The 19,589-nt window shown below is 62.5% G+C and carries 18 protein-coding genes; 8 read left to right on the forward strand and 10 right to left on the reverse strand.

Going from position 1 to position 19,589, the window contains the following annotated elements; all coding sequences use genetic code 11:
* Positions 1-198 precede the first annotated feature (198 nt).
* Positions 199-1,434: a TIGR03862 family flavoprotein gene (locus AD665_RS05675; RefSeq protein ID WP_024780303.1), complete on the forward strand. Its 1,236-nt coding sequence runs from the start codon at positions 199-201 to the stop codon at positions 1,432-1,434.
* 111 nt (positions 1,435-1,545) lie between these two features.
* Here the strand turns inward: AD665_RS05675 and rhlE1 are convergent, their stop codons facing one another.
* Complete coding sequence (rhlE1, locus tag AD665_RS05680) at positions 1,546-2,883, reverse strand: RNA helicase RhlE1 (RefSeq protein ID WP_053191338.1); 1,338 nt, start codon at positions 2,881-2,883, stop codon at positions 1,546-1,548.
* 58 nt (positions 2,884-2,941) lie between these two features.
* Positions 2,942-3,844, reverse strand: a complete 903-nt coding sequence (gene yedA / locus AD665_RS05685; protein WP_024780301.1) for a drug/metabolite exporter YedA — start codon at positions 3,842-3,844, stop codon at positions 2,942-2,944.
* A 161-nt stretch (positions 3,845-4,005) separates the two neighbouring features.
* On the opposite strand from yedA, the gene AD665_RS05690 reads away from it, so the two are divergent.
* Entirely contained in the window at positions 4,006-4,458 is a 453-nt protein-coding gene (locus AD665_RS05690; protein WP_024780300.1) for an Lrp/AsnC family transcriptional regulator, read from the forward strand.
* A gap of 230 nt (positions 4,459-4,688) precedes the next feature.
* Here the strand turns inward: AD665_RS05690 and AD665_RS05695 are convergent, their stop codons facing one another.
* The 3 genes from AD665_RS05695 to AD665_RS05705 all read right to left on the reverse strand — a co-directional run bounded on the left by AD665_RS05695 (position 4,689) and on the right by AD665_RS05705 (position 6,715).
* Positions 4,689-5,300, reverse strand: a complete 612-nt coding sequence (locus tag AD665_RS05695; protein WP_024780299.1) for a 3'-5' exonuclease — start codon at positions 5,298-5,300, stop codon at positions 4,689-4,691.
* Positions 5,301-5,322: 22 nt separating this feature from the next.
* On the reverse strand, positions 5,323-5,802 hold the full coding sequence (locus tag AD665_RS05700) for a LabA-like NYN domain-containing protein (RefSeq protein WP_024780298.1): 480 nt from the start codon (positions 5,800-5,802) through the stop codon (positions 5,323-5,325).
* A 139-nt stretch (positions 5,803-5,941) separates the two neighbouring features.
* The gene (locus AD665_RS05705) at positions 5,942-6,715 is read right to left on the reverse strand and encodes a DUF2076 domain-containing protein (RefSeq protein ID WP_053191339.1); all 774 of its coding nucleotides are present in this window, start codon (positions 6,713-6,715) and stop codon (positions 5,942-5,944) included.
* A 177-nt stretch (positions 6,716-6,892) separates the two neighbouring features.
* On the opposite strand from AD665_RS05705, the gene AD665_RS05710 reads away from it, so the two are divergent.
* Together AD665_RS05710 and AD665_RS05715 are read left to right on the forward strand one after the other, a co-directional pair.
* Complete coding sequence (locus AD665_RS05710; RefSeq protein ID WP_024780296.1) at positions 6,893-7,552, forward strand: membrane protein; 660 nt, start codon at positions 6,893-6,895, stop codon at positions 7,550-7,552.
* Entirely contained in the window at positions 7,549-8,628 is a 1,080-nt protein-coding gene (locus AD665_RS05715) for an endonuclease/exonuclease/phosphatase family protein (protein ID WP_024780295.1), read from the forward strand. The genes AD665_RS05710 and AD665_RS05715 overlap by 4 nt, the downstream gene beginning before the upstream one ends.
* 258 nt (positions 8,629-8,886) lie before the next feature.
* Here AD665_RS05715 and hrpB read toward each other — a convergent pair whose 3' ends face one another.
* Complete coding sequence (gene hrpB / locus AD665_RS05720; protein ID WP_053191341.1) at positions 8,887-11,403, reverse strand: ATP-dependent helicase HrpB; 2,517 nt, start codon at positions 11,401-11,403, stop codon at positions 8,887-8,889.
* Between the two features lie 93 nt (positions 11,404-11,496).
* Here hrpB and AD665_RS05725 point away from each other — a divergent pair, with 93 nt between their 5' ends.
* A complete protein-coding gene (locus tag AD665_RS05725) occupies positions 11,497-11,916 on the forward strand; it encodes a hypothetical protein (protein ID WP_024780293.1) in 420 nt (139 codons plus the stop codon).
* A gap of 28 nt (positions 11,917-11,944) precedes the next feature.
* Positions 11,945-12,838: a cation diffusion facilitator family transporter gene (locus AD665_RS05730; RefSeq protein ID WP_024780292.1), complete on the forward strand. Its 894-nt coding sequence runs from the start codon at positions 11,945-11,947 to the stop codon at positions 12,836-12,838.
* A gap of 151 nt (positions 12,839-12,989) precedes the next feature.
* Here AD665_RS05730 and AD665_RS05735 read toward each other — a convergent pair whose 3' ends face one another.
* Positions 12,990-14,003 carry a DUF6515 family protein gene (locus AD665_RS05735; protein WP_053191343.1) on the reverse strand — a complete coding sequence of 338 codons (1,014 nt, stop codon included), beginning with the start codon at positions 14,001-14,003 and terminating at the stop codon, positions 12,990-12,992.
* Positions 14,004-14,437: 434 nt separating this feature from the next.
* Between AD665_RS05735 and AD665_RS05740 the strand changes: the two genes are divergently transcribed.
* Positions 14,438-14,917 carry an Lrp/AsnC family transcriptional regulator gene (locus AD665_RS05740; protein ID WP_024780290.1) on the forward strand — a complete coding sequence of 160 codons (480 nt, stop codon included), beginning with the start codon at positions 14,438-14,440 and terminating at the stop codon, positions 14,915-14,917.
* Positions 14,918-15,156: 239 nt separating this feature from the next.
* The gene (locus tag AD665_RS05745) at positions 15,157-15,366 is read left to right on the forward strand and encodes a DUF2788 domain-containing protein (RefSeq protein WP_003185724.1); all 210 of its coding nucleotides are present in this window, start codon (positions 15,157-15,159) and stop codon (positions 15,364-15,366) included.
* Here the strand turns inward: AD665_RS05745 and AD665_RS05750 are convergent.
* The 3 genes from AD665_RS05750 to AD665_RS05760 form a co-directional block, all read right to left on the reverse strand.
* The gene (locus tag AD665_RS05750; RefSeq protein ID WP_024780289.1) at positions 15,361-15,996 is read right to left on the reverse strand and encodes a pseudouridine synthase; all 636 of its coding nucleotides are present in this window, start codon (positions 15,994-15,996) and stop codon (positions 15,361-15,363) included. The two genes, AD665_RS05745 and AD665_RS05750, sit on opposite strands and share 6 nt — an antisense overlap.
* A 73-nt stretch (positions 15,997-16,069) precedes the next feature.
* On the reverse strand, positions 16,070-17,569 hold the full coding sequence (amn, locus tag AD665_RS05755) for an AMP nucleosidase (protein ID WP_162164417.1): 1,500 nt from the start codon (positions 17,567-17,569) through the stop codon (positions 16,070-16,072).
* A gap of 320 nt (positions 17,570-17,889) precedes the next feature.
* Complete coding sequence (locus AD665_RS05760) at positions 17,890-19,539, reverse strand: acyl-CoA dehydrogenase family protein (protein WP_053191345.1); 1,650 nt, start codon at positions 19,537-19,539, stop codon at positions 17,890-17,892.
* Positions 19,540-19,589: the final 50 nt, after the last annotated feature.

Here is a 19,589-nt window from a genome sequence, read left to right on the forward strand (position 1 = left end):
AGCTTGCAGAGGACTGGTTGTTTTTTGAGCACATTTCAGCAACACCCTCATCCCCTGTGGGAGCGAGCCTGCTCGCGATAGCGGTCCACCCTCCAACATTGATGTCGCTGATCCACCGCAATCGCGAGCAGGCTCGCTCCCACAGGATTTTCGTGCTGATAGAATGCCGCGCTTATTCCCATCTCTGCAGTCCACACCATGACCCAAGCTTCCAAGCCCTCCACTCCCCACGTCGCCATCATCGGCGGCGGCCCTGCCGGCTTGATGGCGGCCGAGGTGTTGAGCCAGGCCGGCATTCAGGTCGACCTGTACGACGGCATGCCCTCGGTGGGCAGGAAGTTCCTGCTGGCCGGCGTCGGTGGTATGAATATCACCCATTCGGAAGCCTTCCCGGCATTCCTGTCCCGCTACGCCGAACGGGCACCGAATCTAGCCCCATTGCTACGAGCATTCGGCTCGGACGAACTGTGTACATGGATTCACGGGCTGGGCATCGAAACCTTTGTCGGCAGCTCCGGGCGGGTATTTCCTACCGATATGAAAGCCGCTCCGCTGCTGCGTGCCTGGCTCAAGCGCCTGCGCGACGCCGGCGTGGCAATCCATACACGACATCGCTGGCTCGGCTGGAACTCCGACAACAGCCTGCGAATAGCTGGTCCGGAAGGTGAAAAAACGCTCCAGCCCGACGCCACGCTGCTGGCATTGGGCGGCGGCAGTTGGTCGCGCCTGGGCTCCGACGGCGCCTGGATGCTGGCGTTGGAACAGCGCTGCGTCGCCCTTGCGCCATTGCAGCCGAGTAACTGCGGCTTCGACGTGCAGGCCTGGAGCGACCTGATGATCAGCAGGTTCGCCGGCGCTGCGCTGAAAAACATCGCCATTGGCATGAACGACGACGTCCCCCGTCTCGGCGAGTGTGTGATCACCGCCACCGGCATCGAAGGCAGCCTGATCTACGCCCTGTCGGCACCGATTCGCGAGGCCATCAATCGCCATGGCAGCGCGACGATCCATCTGGACCTGCTGCCGGGCCGGCCTGTGGATAAAGTTCTCCAGGCCTTGAGCAAGCCGCGCGGTTCACGCTCGATGGCCAAGCACCTGCACAGCCAGTTGGGGATCGATGGGGTCAAGGCGGCGTTGTTACGCGAGCTGACACCCGCCGACCGTTTCGCCGACCCGGCACGCCTGGCCCAGGCCATCAAGGCGTTGCCCATCACTCTGGTAAAGGCCCGCCCTCTGGATGAAGCCATCAGCAGCGCTGGTGGCGTGATGTTCGAAGCCATGGACGAAAGCCTGATGCTCAAGCGGATACCCGGCGTGTTCTGCGCGGGGGAAATGCTCGACTGGGAAGCACCGACCGGTGGTTATCTGCTGACGGCGTGCTTCGCCAGTGGGCGAGCGGCGGGGCTGGGGATGCTGGAGTTCTTAAGGCAGTAATCATTCCCACGCTCCGCGTGGGAATGCCTCAACGGACGCTCCGCGTTCGACTTTTATGACGCCGAGCGTCCTCGGATGCATTCCCACGCGGAGCGTGGGAACGATCACGGATCAGGGTTTCTTTTTACGCGGCCCGGTATTGAACACCGGCACCTTGCGCACCGGCTTGACCGAGGGCTCCACCGGCGCCGAGTCCCCGCTGTCCACCCACTTGCCCAGGTTGCGCTTGCCGCCACCGCCCGAGGTTTTTGGCTTCTTCGGCTTTTTCGGTTTCTTGACCACCTGGCCACTGGCGTCGGTATCCGGCACCCGATGCTCAGGCTCGAAGTCCTGTTCCATCTGGCGGGTCAACGTCTGGCGGGTCAACATCTCAATGGCTGACAGCAGGTTCACTTCATCGGCGCACACCAGGGAAATCGCTTGCCCCGTGGCGCCTGCTCGGCCAGTACGGCCGATACGATGGATGTAGTCTTCGGCAACGATCGGCAAATCGAAATTCACCACCAGCGGCAAGTCTTCGATATCCAGCCCACGGGCCGCGACGTCGGTGGCCACCAGGATCTGGACTTCACCGAGCTTGAAACGGTCCAGTGCGCGCTGGCGGGTGGCCTGGGGTTTGTCGCCGTGGATGCCATCGGCGTTGACGCCCAGGCCCTGGAGCTTTTCCACCAGCGCATCGACGCCGTTGCGGGTCTTGGCAAATACCAATACCTGCTTCCACTTGTTCTTGCGCAACAGGTGCACGAACAACTCTGGCTTGCGCTTCTTGTCCACCGTCACCACCCATTGCTTGACGGTGTTGGCCGCGACGTTGCGCGGGCTCACTTCGATGCTCAGCGGATCGTTGAGCATCTGCCCGGCCAGCAAACGAATGGCGTCGGAAAAGGTCGCCGAGAACAGCAGCGTCTGGCGTTTTTTCGGCAGCGCTTTGTAGATATTCGCCAGTTCCTCGGAAAAACCCAGGTCAAGCATGCGATCGGCTTCGTCCAGCACCAGGGTCTGCAACTGGTTGAACTTCAGCGCGTTCTGTCGGAACAGATCGAGCAAGCGCCCCGGCGTGGCGACGAGCAGGTCGACGCCCTTGCGCAGTTTCATCATCTGCGGGTTGATGCTGACGCCACCGTACACGGCGTAGGTGCTCAATGGCAGGTTCTGAGCGTATTGGCGCACGCTTTCATGGACCTGCTCGGCCAGTTCGCGGGTCGGCACCAGAATCAGCGCCCGTACCGAGTTGGCAGCCACTTTCGGTCCTTCGGTGGTCAGCAACTGCAACAGCGGCACCGCGAAACCGGCGGTCTTGCCAGTGCCGGTCTGGGCCGCGGCCATCAGGTCGCGACCGGCCAGCACCGCCGGTATGGCCTGGGCCTGCACCGGGGTCGGGGTCTGGTAGCCGAGCGTCTCGAGGGCGCGCAACAAGGGTTCGATCAGGCCAAGGGTGGCGAAAGTCATGGAAGTACCGTAGGAAAAATCAGCGCAGGGTGTGCAATGCGCGGCAGTTTACCTTAATTCAGGATTCAACCGGCGCAGGCTTGGGTTTGCGCCACTGAGGCAGCCCGATCAACACCACTGCACTGATGATCACCAGCATCGCCAGGGACTCTTCGATGCCTATACTTTCGCCGGCAAACACAATCCCCAGCAGCACCGCCACCGCCGGATTGACGTAGGCATAACTGGTGGCCGCCGCCGGCCGTACATGCTTGAGCAGGTACATGTAGGCGTTGAAGGCAATGATCGAACCGAAGCAGGTCAGGTAGGCCAGGGCGAACCAGCCTTCGAACGGTGGAATGCGCTCCAGGTGTTCACCACTGGCGAAGCTGCCGATCAATAGCACCACGCCGCCCACCAGCATTTCCACGGCACTGGCCATTGCCCCCGCTGGCAATGGCAGATGCTTGCTCAGCACCGAACCGAACGCCCACGACGCTGCCGCGAACACCAGCAGGGTTGCACCCAGCGGACTGGATTGCAGATTGGAACCCAGGTTGAGCATTGCGATACCGATCAACCCGAGCACGATTCCCGCCCATTCCAGGCGCGTATTACGCGCGCCCCAGAAATACCCGCAAAGCAGGGTAAACAAAGGCACCGTCGCCACGGCCAACGCCGCGACCCCGGACGCCACGCCGGTGTGCTCGGCGACACTGACCGCGCCGTTGCCAAAACTGAGCAGCAGCACGCCGATGATTGCCCCGGCCTTCCACTGCGCCCAGGTCGGTGCCGGCGCCCCGCGCCAGCGCAGGAAGCCATACATGAGCGAGCCAGCCAGCACGAAGCGAATCCCGGCCAGCAACAGCGGCGGCCAATGCTCCACGCCGATGCGAATCACCAGATAGGTCGACCCCCAGATGATATACAGGGCGAAGAAGGCAGCGATCAGCGGCAGTGGAAAACGGCGTGGGCCAGGCATGGTCAGCTCGAAGTCAGGACAATGAGAGGCGTTATTCTAGAAAGGCGACGGGCGGAAAATAAGCTACAAAACCTGTTTATCCTGGCCATACACTTTTCAAACCAAGGAGATCAGCGCTATAAACCGTGCTTTCGAAAGTCATCTCACCTGGAAGCCAAACCGTGGATAAATACGACCGCATGCTGCTCAGCACCTTGTTGGAAAACGGTCGTGCGTCCTTTGCCGAACTGGCCCGCAAAGTGAACCTCTCGGCCCCGGCCGTAGCCGAGCGGGTCAGCAAGCTGGAGGCCAGCGGGATCATTACCGGCTACCAGGCCAAGGTCGACATGGCCAAGATCGGCCTGCCGGTACAGTGCGTGATCGAATTGCGGATGAACCAGCACGGCAACCAGAAGGCCTACGACGACTTGTGCAAGATTCCCCAATTGACCGAATGCCACCGGGTGACCGGCGACCCCTGCGTGATCATGCAAGCGGCGGTCGGCTCGATGCCGGAGCTGGAAGAGCTGATCAACCGGATCGCCAAGTTCGGCTTCAGCAAGACTTCGATCGTACTGTCCAGTGCCATTGAAAAGCGGGTGCCATTGGGGCAGTTGGAAGGCAACGGCAAGTAAATCGCCCAACACCGATCAAACCCTGTGGGAGCAACTGTTTTATCTTTGCCGCCGCCATCGCGAGCAGGCTCGCTCCCACAGTTATTCGGGTTGATCCGATCCCCGCGCCCACCATCAATCCCCTGTGGGAGCGAGCCTGCTCGCGAAAGCGCCAGGTCAGTCAATATTTGCAGTGGCTGACACACCGCCATCGCGAGCAGGCTCGCTCCCACATTTGGATGGCGGTGATCTTAGAACCCGCGATGACGCTTGAGATGCTCATTGATCTTGGCCGCCGGGACCTTCTGCAAGCTGCACAACAGATCGTGGGACAGCTCCCGCAGCCCATGCTTGTGTCGCAGTTCCGACGCCAGGTGCGCGGTGAGGTTGGCGGCCATTTCGGCGTCGGCCATGGCCCGGTGGGCCTGGCCGGTATGGGGCAGGCCGGCGAAGGCGTTGAGGGTGCCGAGCTTGTGGTTCGGCGCGGCCGGCATCAGGCGTCGGGCGAGCAACAACGAACAGGCAAAATTCTGCAGGCGAGTGCGCTTGATCCGCCCCAGTTCGAAGTCCCAGAACTTCTGGTCGAACGCGGCGTTATGCGCCAGCAGCGGCGTGATACCGACGAATTCGTTGACCTCGTTCATCACCCGCTCGGCCGAAGGCGCGCTGCGCAGCATGGCATTGCTGATGCCGGTCAGTTGCTCGATGAAGGCCGGCACCCGCACGCCGGCATTCATCAGGCTCTGGTAGCGGTCGACGATCCGGCCTTGCTCGAGAATCACCACGGCGATTTCCGTGGCTCGGCAACTGCTGCTCGGGGTGATTCCGGTGGTTTCAAAGTCGATGACTGCGATGCGTTCCAAACCTGTCTGAACTCCGTAACGATCAATTCTTGAGCAGCAGCGCGCCTTCGATGGGCACGTAACGACTGGCGGCACGGATCAGCGAGTTGGCCGTCAACCCCGGCACGCCGTACGCCACCGCCTGCACACCGTGCTTGCTGATGATGCGTTCGAGCAACATGTCGAAATCGCCGTCACCCGAGGCCAGCACGACCTCGTCGACATGGTCGGCAGCGTCCATGATGTCCAGCGTGATACCCACGTCCCAATCGCCTTTGGCCGAGCCGTCGCTGCGCTGGATGTAGGGCTTGAGCTTCACGGTGAAACCCAGGTTGCGCAGGATCTGCTGGAATTGCTGCTGCTTGCTGTCACCGCGATCGATCGCGTAGGCATAGGCCTCGACGATCTGCCCCTGTTTGCTGATATCGGCCCACAGGGCGGCGTAGTTGAAGTGACAACCATAGGCCTGGCGCACGGTGTAATAGAGGTTCTGGACATCGGCGAACACTGCGATTTTCTTCACCGCGGTTCCTCTTGAATGCACAAGCGCACAGGCTCTGGGTCAGGCACCGGGCCCGAAAAGGCGCCCAGTATGCCAGTCCAAGGGAGGGTTCCGCGAATAATCGATCCGAGGCGCGTAGGCACCCCGGACGAATGGCAGGTCAGACGAAGGAATCGTCGTCGCCAAAGAAGGAAGAGTCGTCGCCGTAATCCGCGTCGCTGAAGCCGCCCTGATCGTTGCTGTAGCCATCGTTGCCGGCCATGCGCTGGTCGTCCCCCCATCCATTGTTGTCGCCGCTGCTGCCGACATCATTGACCGGCTGGGCCGGTTCTTCCTTGATGATCTCGACGATCTCCTGGGGCTGCTGGCCGCTATGGAACAAACTGCTGATCCCTTGCGCCAGCATCACGCCACCGGCCACGCCGGCCGCAGTTTTGAGGGCGCCACCCAGGAAGCTGCTCGCTGCCGGGGCTTGTTGCTGCGGGGCACCATAGCCCGCTGGCGGCGCACCGAAGCCCTGCTGAGCCGGGGCATTGTTGAAGGATGGCCGCGCCGGTTCGCGCCAGCCGCCACCGCCGGTTGCCGGAGCGCTTGGAGCAGGGGCAGGTCGCGCATCACGACTGCTGCCACCGAAAATACTCGAGAGGAAACCACCGCCCCCGCTGGGTGCCGAAGCCTGGCTGCGGGCGTTCTGCAGGTCCGCCTGCAGTTGCTGGACTTGCTCGGTCAGTTGCCTGTTCTGCTCGTCGAGGCGCTTGATTGCCGCCTCTTGCACCAGAATCGCCTGGGCCATGAAATAACCGGCCGTGGGCTGGCTGGCCAGATGCTCCTTGATCCGCGCCTCGGCCTGGGCGTCGCGCGGGGCTGAATCCTTCTCGGCCTGTTGCAGCCGTGAAAACAGTCCATCGATCAGGGTTTGTTCTTCGCTGTTCATGGCGACCTCATCAGATTGCCGGGTAGAAAACCAAGCCGGTTCCGCAGAACCGGTGCCCAACAGTAATGGGGCTTGCCGCGAAGGATTCAATGGTCTTTACCTGATGTTTACGTTTGCTAGTGCGGGTGCCTGATCGGTTAAAGTGTCGGACCGCTTCTGGACCTGCGATCCCGACTCATGAATCCGTTTGACGTGCTGCGCGACTCTTTGTATTTCTTCAAGCGCCATCTGGGCCGGATCGCCCAGCTGTGCCTGCCACTGGTGATACTCGAGGCCGTGCTGCAACAAGCCGTCGACCGCGCCGTCGGCCCGGATGGCTTTCCCGGCTATAGCGTGATCGTCGGGCTGCTGGTGTATCCGGTGTACACCGCTGCGCTGATCCTGTTTCTCGACGCCCGCAGCCGAGGCGAATCGCCGCACATTCGTGACCTCCTCGCCGCGGCCCTCACCCTCTGGCCGCGCTTTGCGTTGCTGACCGCCCTCAACACATTGCTGATCCTGCTGGGTATTTCGTTGTACATCCTGCCGGGCCTGTGGCTGATGGTGACCCTGGCATTCAGCGAATACCTGCTGGTGCTCCGAGGCTTGGCTCCATTGACGGCGATGAAGGAAAGCCTGCGCATGAGCCGTGGCCAATTCTGGCGGATCCTGTTGTGCATCATTGGCGTGATGGCCCCTCTGTGGCTGCTCAAGGGCGCCAGCGTCTCGGTTTATCCGCCACCTCAGAATCCTTGGCTCGGCCTGTTGATCGACAGCATTCACAGCTTCCTGCAACTGTTCACCAGCGTGGTGCTGTTCCGGATATTCATGCTGATCGGGGAAAAAACCGAGCCATGACCCGTTTACTGCGTTACAGCCTGCTGGGCTTGTTGCTGGTTGTCTGCCTGGCTGCCCTGGCGATCTATGGCCTGACCTGGCGCCCACAAGCCCGGGAAGCACTGCCAGTCAGTTGCGCCGCCAACGCCGCGCCGCTGATGCCTGGCCAAGCCGTGAAGGTGATGACCTGGAATGTCCAGTTCCTGGCCGGCAAGCGCTACGTGTTCTGGCACGACCTGGCCAAGGGCGACGATGAAAGCCCGACCCTGGAAGACATGGCCTTCAGCCTCGACGAAGTGGCCCGGGTGATCCGTGATGAGCAACCTGACATCGTCCTGCTGCAGGAACTGGACAACGGCGCCAAGGCCAGCGATTACCAGAACCAGCTCAAGTTACTGCAGGAGCGGCTCGCCGACCTGTATCCCTGCAGCACCAGCGCCTTCGACTGGAAGGCCGATTTCATACCCGCCCCCCATATCTTCGGCAGCGTCGGCCGACAACTGGCAACGCTGAGCCGCTACCGTATCGATCACGCCGAACGGGTGCAGTTGCCGGTAGCCGAGGCCAACATCATCAGCCGTCAGTTCCAACCGAAGAATGCGCTGCTGGTGAGCTACATTCCGCTGAGCGATGGCAGCCAACTGGCCGTGCTCAACACGCATCTGGAGCGGGCCACGCAGCCTGACGAAACTCTGCCGAACCAGGTGACTGCCGTGGCCAAGGCCCTGGACAAGTTCGAGTCCCGAGGCATGCCCTGGCTGATCGGCGGCGACTTCAACCTGCTGCCCCTGGGTCAGTACCTGCGCCTGCCGCCCGAACAACGCACCCCCTACTCCGCCGACAGCCCGCTGCACCTGCTGTGGGACAAGTACCCGATGATTCCCACCAACAACGAGGCCAGCGGCATCGACCGTGCGCACTGGCTGACCCACTACCCGAACGACCCCGGCCTCAACGGCCCGGACCGCACCGTCGATTATCTGTTCTACAGCCCGCGCATCAAACGGGTCGAGGCCCAGGTACGGCAGGACGATACCTTGCGCATCTCTGATCATTTGCCGGTGATTGCGCGTTTTTTGTTGCCGGTTACGCCATAGCCGCAGACCTGTGGCAACGAGTCTGCTCGCGAATGCACTGTGTCAGCCAACTTCTATGCGACTGATAGGCCGCTATCGCGAGCAGGCTCGCTCCCACAGGAATCCTGCGGTGAATAACGATCGTGCGGCCAGCCCGGAGCCCATGTGGGAGCGAGCCTGCTCGCGATAGCGGGTGCTCAGCCAGTTTTGATGTGACTGACAGATAGCCATCGCAAGCGGGCTCCCACAGGGTTCGGGTCCACTCGGATTAACGTCTGTTCACTTACGCGGCTTGACCCGCGCCGTCGCCTCCGCCACCAGCGGATCATCCGGCCAGTAATGCTTGGGATAGCGTCCCTTGAGGTCCTTCTTCACTTCGGCGTAGGTGCTGCGCCAGAAGTTCGCCAGGTCCTGGGTCACCTGCACCGGTCGGCGTGCCGGTGACAACAAGTGCAATTTGACGACCTGGCGGCCACCGGCAATGCGCGGGGTGTCGGCCAGACCGAACAGTTCCTGCAAGCGCACCGCCAGGATCGGCGGATGCTCGCTGTAATCCAAACGGATCGACGAACCCGAGGGCACGCTCAAATGGTGCGGCGCCAGTTCCTCCAAGCGTTGCGGCAGGGGCCAGGGCAACAGGTTGTGAACGATGCTCGACAAGTCCAGGTTGGCAAAATGGCTGAGCCGCGACACCCGCCCCAGATACGGCATCAGCCAATGTTCAAGACTGTCGAGCAGCGCTGCGTCGCTGACGTCGGGCCATTCGCTTTCGTCCCGGGTCTCCAGGTCCAGCCGACGCAGCAGTGCCAGCCGCGCCTGCCATTGCCGCAGTTCCGGCGTCCAGGGCAGCAGTTCCAGGCCCTTGCGCCGCACCAGGTTGACCAGGGCCTGGCTGCGCGTCGACTCATCCAGGCCAGTCAATGGTTCGCGACTGAGCACCAGTTCGCCGACCTTGCGCTGGCGCTCGGCCCTCAGCACGCCTTCGCGCTCGTCCCAATCCAGTTCATCCACCGTGTGCACCTGCTCGGCCAGCACGGAATCGAACAGCGCCGCGTCGAAATCCGTTGCCAGGTAGATCCGCTCTTCCCGCTGGCCCTGGCGGCTGCCGAGGTCGGCGATCACCAGCCACGGCTGCTTCATCAGGCTGTCGACCTCGGCAAACAGCGCCGCACGACCGTTGGCCAGGCGGTATTCCGCGCCGCCGGGTCGTCGCTGCTGCGCGACCCGATCCGGATAGGCCAACGCCAGCAGCGCACCGAGCCAGCGCGGGTGATCGGGATCGGCCACGGCTTCTTCGGCCTTGCCCCGCAAGTAGCCGCGATACTGCCGGGCCAGTTGCCGCGCCCGCGTCACCCCGCCTTGCGCGCCTCGCGCCGCCCGCTCTTCGCCAGACAGCAACGCCAGGCGACTGTGCAAGTCCGCACCGGCGCCGCGCAGAATGTCGCGCTCGCCCAATAGCGCGGCGACGTTGCACGCCATGTCTGCCAACCCCAACGCCTGGCCGCGCAATAACAGATGAGCGATACGCGGGTGAGCCGGCAGTTCGGCCATGGCCTGGCCGTGGCGGGTCAGTTGCTCGCCGTCCAGCGCGCCCAGACGTTGCAGTAGATCCTGAGCCTGGGCATACGCAGCCGCCGGAGGGACGTCGAGCCAGACCAATTGCTGCGGCGTCACGCCCCAGCGTCCCAGCTGCAGGGCCAGCCCGGCCAGGTCGGCGCAAAGGATTTCCGCGCTGCCATAGGCGGCCAATTGTTCATGCTGGTCTTCGGACCATAGCCGATAACACACCCCTGGCTCCAGTCGCCCAGCCCGACCGGCCCGCTGGGTGGCACTGGCCCGGGAAATACGTTGTGTGTCGAGGCGGGTCATGCCGCTGCCCGGGTCGAAACGCGGCACCCTGGCCAGTCCCGCGTCAATCACCACCCGCACGCCATTGATGGTCAGGCTGGTTTCGGCAATGTTGGTCGCCAGCACCACCTTGCGCAGACCAGGCGGCGCCGGGTCGATGGCGGCGCGCTGGGCCGCGAGATCCAGCTCGCCATGCAGGGGGCATAGCAACACGCTACCGCCCTCGCCCAGGGCATCGGCCAATTGCTGATGGACCCGGCGGATCTCCGCCTGCCCGGGCAGGAACACCAAGACGCTGCCGGTTTCATCGTGCAGGGCTTCGAGCACAGTCTGCACCAGCCGCGGCTCGATGAACTCACCGGGCTGGAATGGCCGGCCCCAACGTACCGTCACCGGGAACATGCGGCCTTCGCTGCGCAGTATTGGCGCGTTGTCCAGCAACCCGGCCAGGCGCTCGCCTTCCAGGGTCGCGGACATCAACAGGATTTTCAGCGGCTGGTCTTCGCGAAACAACTCCCGGCCGTTGAGACTCAAGGCCAGGGCCAGATCGGCGTCGAGGCTGCGCTCGTGAAATTCATCGAAAATCAGCAGCCCCACCCCTTCCAATGCAGGATCGTCCTGCAAGCGACGGGTGAGAATCCCTTCGGTGACCACTTCAATACGGGTCCTTGGGCCAACCTTGCTGTCCAGACGAATCCGGTAGCCAACGGTTTCACCGACCTTTTCACCCAATTCACTGGCCAATCGCTCCGCCGCCGCCCGTGCCGCCAAGCGTCGGGGTTCGAGCATCAGGATGGTCTGTCCGGCCAGCCAGGGCTCGTTCAACAGGGCCAGGGGAACACGGGTGGTCTTACCGGCACCGGGCGGCGCTTCGAGCACGGCTTCATGGCGTGATGCCAAGGCTTGACGCAAGGCGGGTAAAACTTCATCAATCGGCAGAGAAATCATGCTGGCTCCAAAACAGAGGGCCGAGTATAACGGCGAACTGTTTGGCGTGGTCTGGACTCAAACCATCAACCCTTACCTGCTCAGGAGATTGTTATGCGTATTCCCTTTCGCGTGATCGGCGGCGTCCTGGTCGCCACCCTGCTGACCCAGGTCAGCGCCTGCGGCTCGATCTTCTACCCGGACCGTCGCGGCCAGATCGACGGCAAGATCGACCCGGCTATTGCCGCGCTCGACGCCGTCGGCCTGCTGTTCTACATCATCCCCGGCCTGATCGCATTCGCGGTGGACTTCGCCACCGGCGCCATTTACTTCGAGCCGGGCAAGACCGCCCAGATCGCGCCGGAAAAGCTCAAGCAGGCCGTCAACCCTGACGGCAGCGTCGACAACCATAAACTGCAGGCCATCCTGGAAAGCGAACTGGGTCGCAGCTTCCCGCTGGACGATCCACGGCTGATCCAGCACAAGGGCAGCGCGCAGCAACTGGCCGCCCTCGGCCTCAAACCGGCCGCATGACGGGCGCCACTGAAGGAACGACCGCTCCATGACCAGCACTACCGAACACGCTCGCCTGCTACGCCTGGCCACCCGCGCCTCGGTGGCGGTGGCGTTGATCCTGACTATCTCCAAGGCACTGGCCTGGTGGCTGAGCGGTTCGGTGAGCATGCTTGCCGGCCTGACCGACTCGGCCCTGGACGGCGTCACATCGCTGCTCAACCTGCTGGCAGTGCATTACGCCTTGCGCCCCGCCGATGCCGATCATCGCTATGGTCATGGCAAGGCCGAGTCCCTGGCCGGCATGGCCCAGGCGCTCTTCATCGGCGGCAGTGCCGTGTTGATTGCCCTGCAGGCATTCGAGCGCCTGAAAAACCCGGTCCCGGTGGATGCGCCATGGCTCAGTGTCGGCGTGATCGTATTTTCCCTGGCACTGACCCTGGCACTGCTGGCATTGCAGCATCGGGTTATCCGCGCCACGGGCTCCAATGCCGTGCGCGCCGACTCGCTGCATTACCGTTCCGACCTGTTGCTCAACGGCAGTATTCTGGTGGCGCTGGTGCTGGCCGGGTTCGGCTGGTATCAAGTCGATGCCTGGTTCGGACTGGGCATCGCCGCTTACATTCTCTGGAGCGCCATCCAGATCGCCCGGGAAAGTTTCGCCGTATTGATGGACGAAGAACTGCCGCCCGACGTCAGCCAGCACATGCTCGAACTGGCCTGCGCCGTGCCCGGCGTACTCGGTGCCCATGACCTGCGCACGCGGATTTCCGGCAACCACTGGTTCGTGCAACTGCATCTGGAGTTGCCGGGGGAACTGACCCTGTCAGTGGCCCATGGCATCAGCGACCAGGCCGCCGATGCTATCCACCGCGCCTACCCGAAGGCCGAAGTGCTGGTGCATGCCGATCCGTCGGAAGTGGTGAAAGTCGCCAGCGCCTGATGCGCTTCACCTCTGTGGGAGTAAAGCTTGCTCACGATAGCGGCCGAGCAGCCAACATTGTTGTCGACTGACTGACCCCCATCGCGAGCAAGCTTTGCTCCCACAGGTTTGTGGCGTTCGGCACCCAGCCTTTCTTACTGAACAACAAACCTCAGTAACTCACCTGATACCCACGACTGCTCAAGCAACTCCCCTGGGCCTGCCGGTAGGTCTGTACCACTTCCGGCGCGGGCGGGTAGGTGTAGTTGCGCGGATCGAAACCGCTCTGCTGCACCGCCCAGCGATAACATTCGTAGCCATCCTGGTTGACCTGCTCAGGTGACTGGCCGTTGGCTGGGTACGCCACCACGTCATAGCTGTTGCCCTGGGGTTGTGGCTGCGGGTTGGCAACCGGCGCGTCGACCACGACGTAGTCCTGGGTGTTGGCTTCGTAAATGTAATAGGCACCGGCGGCGAGGAAGAACAGCGAGCTGCCGATCCAGACTTCCCGGGCATAATCGGGCAGGTAACGGGTGCGGATGCCCCGTGGCGGTTGAACCACGACATAACGCGGCCCTTGTGGGCGATACCAGTAGCCGCCGGAAAAGAAATAGTCCTGCCCGCGATAGGGCACGCGGTAATTGCGATCAGGGAAACGGTCGATGACATAACCGGGACGATACTGCGGCCCCGGCCCCCAACCAGTGCCATGGCCGTCCGGACGACCGGCCCAGTGCTGGTCGGGATGATTGTCATGCTCGGGGCGCGGCCGATTGCTCGGATAACCGTCGCTGCGACGTGGGATATCGCGGTAGTAGCCCGGTTGCGGCTCCCGGGTCTGGGTCACGCTGTCGGGCCGGCCCTGGATCGGCAGGTTATTGCCCGGCGGCTGTTGCTGCTGCGGCGGACGACCATGACCGTTGGGGTCCTGGGGTGATCGATCATAGGATGGCGCGCCCTGGCGCTGGGCGCCGGGTTCGAACTGGCGACTGTTGTCGCCACGGATGATTTCATTGCTCTGGGGCCGCGGCTGGCCGGAGTAACCCTGACCGTTGCCGCCACGTCCATCGTGTCCTCGATCACCGTCGGGGCCGCCACGATTCTGCTGATCATCGGACATCCCTTGCGCACTGACACTTGCCCACAACAGACCAACACCTGCCAGACGCCAGATGCGCGACTTCATGTTATTCCTCACAACGGTTCAGGGCCTGATGATAAGACCGGGAAAAGCCCAGGCCGGTTCTGCACCAGATTATCAGCAGCGCCACATATTTCGCAGGCATTAAAAAAGGGAGACCCGTCGGCCTCCCCTTGAGAACTTCGTCCGTGCTCGACGCTTGTGGCGTCGGCTCACCTCACACCGTCTTCTGGACAGCATGCAGCTCGGGGGTCATGAGTGGCCTGTCTGGCTACCAGGCACCGGTGGGTGCCGCGACCGCAGCCGGCCTGCTTGGGCGGGCTGCATTGGACTGTTTGTCCGAGCAGTGATCTTGGTGATAAGAATAAGCCTGGACCGGCGACAGATGATTGCTAAGATTGCTCAATTAAACATCGCTTGCGCAATTTTTACCCCCGGATAGATAATCCCACGCAATTATCAAGATAAAGGCCCGACCGATGAGCAAACTCGACCGTTACGACCTGAGCATTCTGGCGGAATTGCAGCGCGACGCGCGCATCTCCAATCAGGAACTGGCCGAGCGCATCGGCCTGTCACCCTCGCCCTGCTCGCGGCGGGTCAAACAGTTGGAAGACGACGGTTACATTACCCGCCAGGTCGCGTTGCTCGACCGCAAAATGCTCGGCCTGAGCCTGACCGCCTACGTGCTGATCGGCATGGACCGTCACACCCCCGAACGCTTCGAAAACTTCGAAGCCGCGATTCGCAACCTGCCGCAAGTGCTGGAGTGCAGCCTGGTGACCGGAATGGATGCGGACTATCAGCTCAAGGTGGTGGTGCCGGACATGGACCACTACCAGAAACTGCTGCTGGGCCACCTGACCCGGATCGACGGCGTCACCAGCGTGCGCTCCAGTTTCGTGCTGAACCAGGTGCTCAGCAGTACCGAGTTGCCGTTGACCCATCTGCGCAGTTGAAACCGCCTCAACCACTGTAGGAGCCGAGCTTGCTCGCGATGGCGGCATTACAGTCGACAATGACTTGGCTGATCCACCGCCATCGCGAGCAAGCTCGGCTCCCACAGGGTCCGGGGCAGTCACATCATCGAGAAGGCGATGAATAGCTGCGACACACCGCCGCAGGCCAATCCCCCGCCCGGCCCCCATGCCGTATACTCGCCCCCGCCTTTCAACCCCGCCCACGCCGGAGTGTTTCGATGGATCCTGCTGTTTTCGAAGAGTGGATGATGACCGGTCTGGTCAGCATTCTGATCATTTTCATGGGTTTCATCGTCTGGGATCTGGCGAAGAAGTCCAAAGCCGGGCGTTTCGGTTCGTTCATCCTGTTTTTCGTGCTGGGGCTCGGCGTGGCGGCATTCGTCATCAAGAGCGTAGTGATCGGCCTGATCGAGTCCGGAGCGCTATAAGCGCGCCGGGACTTCTTTCCACTGGCCCTGATCAAGCCCTTCGATCGTCCAGTCGCCGATCCTGACCCGCACCAGCCGCAGCGTCGGCAAGCCCACGGCAGCGGTCATGCGCCGCACCTGGCGATTGCGCCCCTCACGTATCACCAGTTCCAGCCAACTCGTGGGTACACTTTTACGAAAGCGCACCGGCGGGTTGCGCGGCCATAGCTGCGGTTCGTCCAGTGATCGTGCCTCGGCGGGCAGCGTCATGCCGTCGTTCAATTCGACACCTTCGCGCAGACGCTGAAGCTGTTCGGCGCTCGGTTCACCCTCCACCTGCACCCAATAGGTCTTGGCCAATTTGTGTCTGGGGTCGGCGATACGTGCCTGCAATTGCCCATCGTTGGTGAGCAACAGCAGCCCTTCGCTGTCGCGATCCAGCCGCCCGGCCGGGTAAATGCCCGGGATGTCGATAAAATCCTTGAGCGTCGCCCTCCCCTCGCCATCGCTGAATTGGGTCAGCACATCAAAAGGCTTGTTGAACAGGATCAGCTTGGGCTCAGCCGGGGGCGCCTTCGCGACCCGGCGCGAGGCAGATGCAAGAGACTTCACGCCGGGGCGGCGGGAAGCGGGACGTGGGGGACGGGACATGGCGGCAATATCTGACGGTCAGGGCCGACCATGCTAGTGGCCTGACCGTTAAATAACCACCGCCTGCACGGTATCAGCGGAACGGCGGCTCGTCGAAGCTGCGCAGTTTGCGCGAATGCAATGAATTGAGCTGGTTGCGCAATAGATCCAAAGCCTCGATACCGATTTTCAAGTGTTGGTTGACCGCCCGCTCATAGAACGCGTTGGCCGAGCCCGGCAGCTTGATTTCGCTGTGCAGCGGTTTGTCCGAGACGCAAAGCAACGTGCCATAGGGCACCCGCAGGCGATAACCCTGGGCGGCGATGGTGCCACTCTCCATGTCCACCGCCACCGCACGGGACAGGTTGATCAGCGGACGCTCCTGGGCCCAGCGCAGCTCCCAGTTGCGGTCGTCATAGGTCAGCACGGTGCCGGTACGCAGGCGTTTTTTCAGCTCATCGCCTTTTTCGCCGGTGATGTTCGCCGCGGCCTGCTGAAGCGCCAACTGCACCTCCGCCAGGGCGGGAATCGGGATGTTCGGTGGCACCACCCGGTCAAGGATGCCATCACGGCGCATGTAGGCATGGGCCAGCACGTAGTCGCCGATGGTCTGGGACTGCCGCAGCCCTCCGCAGTGACCGATCATCAGCCAGCAATGAGGTCGCAGCACGGCCAGGTGGTCGGTGATGTTCTTGGCATTGGAAGGGCCGACACCGATGTTCACCAGGGTCACGCCATGACCGTCACTGGCCTGCAGGTGATAGGCCGGCATCTGGTAGCGGTGCCAGACCACGCCCGCGGCGATGGCCGAGGCCTCGCTGTGGTCCATGTTCTTATCGATGATCACATTGCCCGGCAAGACCATGCGCACGAAGCGCGGGTCGCTGCGCAACTGCTCCAGGCCATGGACGATGAACTGGTCGACATAGCGGTGGTAGTTGGTCAGCAGGATCCACGGCTGCACATGACGCCAATCGCTGCCGGTGTAATGCACAAGGCGGCGCAGGGAGAAGTCCACGCGGGCGGCGTCGAACAGCGACAGGGGCAGCGGGTCGGTGTTTTCCCAGTCATAGAGGCCGTCGGCGATGCCGTCGGTAGCGGCCGACAGGTCGGTGCTGGGGAACACCCGCGCCAGGACCGCCGCCGTCACACCGGAACCGGCCAGTTCATCGCCCTGTTCCACCACATACGGGTAAGGAATGTTCTGCTCGCTGACGCCCACTTCCACGGTGACGGTAAAGTCATGCATCAGCGGGACGAGTTGTTCGAGCAGGTATTTACGGAACGCGGCAGGATGGGTGACGGTGACGCTGTAGGTGCCCGGCAACTGGACCTTGGCATAGGCGCGGGTGGTTTGCGGGACCTCGCCGTGGCAGTGGTAGGTCAGCCGCAGCGCCGGATAGCGGAACAGCGCACGTTGCTCGGCATCCGGCTCGATGCGGTCCTTGAGGTAGCGCATGAGCGCCTGGTTCAACGCGGTGGTCGCACGCTCGTGCAGGGCCGCCAGGCGATCCACGGCTTGTTCGGCGGTTTGAACGACAATAAACGCTTCGGTCACGATCAGCTTCCTGTGTTCTGACTTGCAGACCTTCATCTTGCCTGCATCGTCGTCCGACGGGAACAGTGGCGTGTTGGACACCCTCGATCATCCACCGAAGCCCCACTGCGGGAGCGAGCCTACTCGCGATAGCGCCGGGTCAACTTGCATCGATGTTGGATGGGCCGACGCCTTCGCGAGCAGGCTCGCTCCCACCCTGATCTCGGGTGGACACGCCCTCCATGCTCACCGCCAATCCCCTGTGGGAGCGAGCCTGCTCGCGATAGCGGTGGGTCAGCTTGCATTGATGCCGGATGTACCGACGCCATCGCGAGCAGGCTCGCTCCCACATTGGGCTGGTGCCTGTCGCGAGCTTCTCAAAACCCTTGCGGGGTAGAACGCGTCACGATGGCTTCCACATTCAACCCCCGCGGCAAGGCGCCGTAGACCCGGCCGGTCGAACCCAGGCGGCTGGCGATGAAGGCATCACTGACGTCGCTGTTGCCCGCCTCCAGCAACAGCTTGGCTTGCAGGCCCACGGCGATGTCTTCGGTCAATTGCCGGGCACGGTACTGGATGTCATCGGTGTCCTTGAACGCCCCATGCAGTTGATCGATATGGGCAGCCAGGCGTTTATCACCATGACCGTCACCCAATTCGCTGAACAGCACCTCAAGTACCCCTGGCTCCTTGGACAGGGCACGCAACACATCGAGGCATTGCACGTTGCCGGAGCCTTCCCACGTTGAATTGACCGGCGCTTCCCGGTACAGGCGCGGCAGGATGCTGTCTTCGACATAGCCGGCGCCCCCCATGCACTCGGCGGCTTCATTGATCATCGCGGGGGCGCGCTTGCAGATCCAGTACTTGCCTACCGCCGTCACCAGCCGGGCGAACTTGGCTTCGTGCTCATCACTCAAGTGATCCAGCGCCCGCCCCATGCGCAAGCTCAAGGCCAATGCCGACTCGCTCTCCAGCGCCAGGTCGGCCAGCACGTTTTGCATCAACGGCTGCTCACTCAACAGCTTGCCGCCGACGTTGCGATGGGCACAGTGATGACTGGCCTGGGTCAGTGCCTGGCGCATCAGGGCGCTGGAGCCGACCATGCAATCGAAGCGAGTCATGGCGACCATCTCGATAATGGTCGGCACGCCTCGCCCCTCCTCACCAATCATCCAGGCCAGGGCACCGCGAAATTCAACTTCGCTGGAAGCATTGGAACAGTTGCCCAGCTTGTTTTTCAGGCGCTGGATGTAGAACTGGTTGCGGGTGTCGTCCGGACGATGGCGCGGCAGCAGAAAACAGGTCAGCCCCTTGTCGGTCTGGGCCAGGGTCAGAAACGCATCGCACATCGGCGCCGAACAGAACCACTTGTGGCCCACCAGTTCATAAGCCTGGCCTGGTCCCCGGGGCCCCACCGGGAACGCCTTGGTGGTATTGGCGCGCACATCGGTACCGCCCTGTTTCTCGGTCATGGCCATGCCAAGGGTAATCCCGGCCTTGTGGGCCATTCCGACATTGCGCGGGTCGTACTCGGTGGCGAGTACTTTCGGCAGCCATTGCTCAGCCAGGTCCGGCTGCAAACGCAGCGCCGGAACACTGGCAAAAGTCATGGTCAGTGGACAGCCCGTGCCGGCTTCGGCCTGGCTGTGCAGATACGTCATCGACGCACGGGCCACATGGGCACCGGGCTGCGGATGGGCCCAGGGCAGGCTGGGCAGGCCGTGCTCGATAGCGGTACGCATCAGTTGGTGATAAGCGGGATGGAACTCCACCAGATCAATGCGATGACCATAGCGATCATGGCTGGTGAACACCGGTTTGTTCTGGTTGGCCAGGAACCCCGCCTCCATCAGCGACCCGCCGGCCAACCCACCATACTCATCGATCCGTGACTGGGCCCAGCCGGCACCGAAACGTTGTGACCATTGCTGCAGCGGCAAGTCGATGCGATACAGGTTGACGCCGTCCAGGGAAGGCGGCTGATTGGTGACGTCGTGGGTTTCGGCGAACTGGTGCAGGTTCATGACGGGGGCTCCTCGGTCGGCCAGCAGAACCAGTTAAGCACCGCCTCCAG

Source organism: Pseudomonas corrugata (assembly GCF_001269905.1).
GTDB lineage: Bacteria > Pseudomonadota > Gammaproteobacteria > Pseudomonadales > Pseudomonadaceae > Aquipseudomonas > Aquipseudomonas corrugata.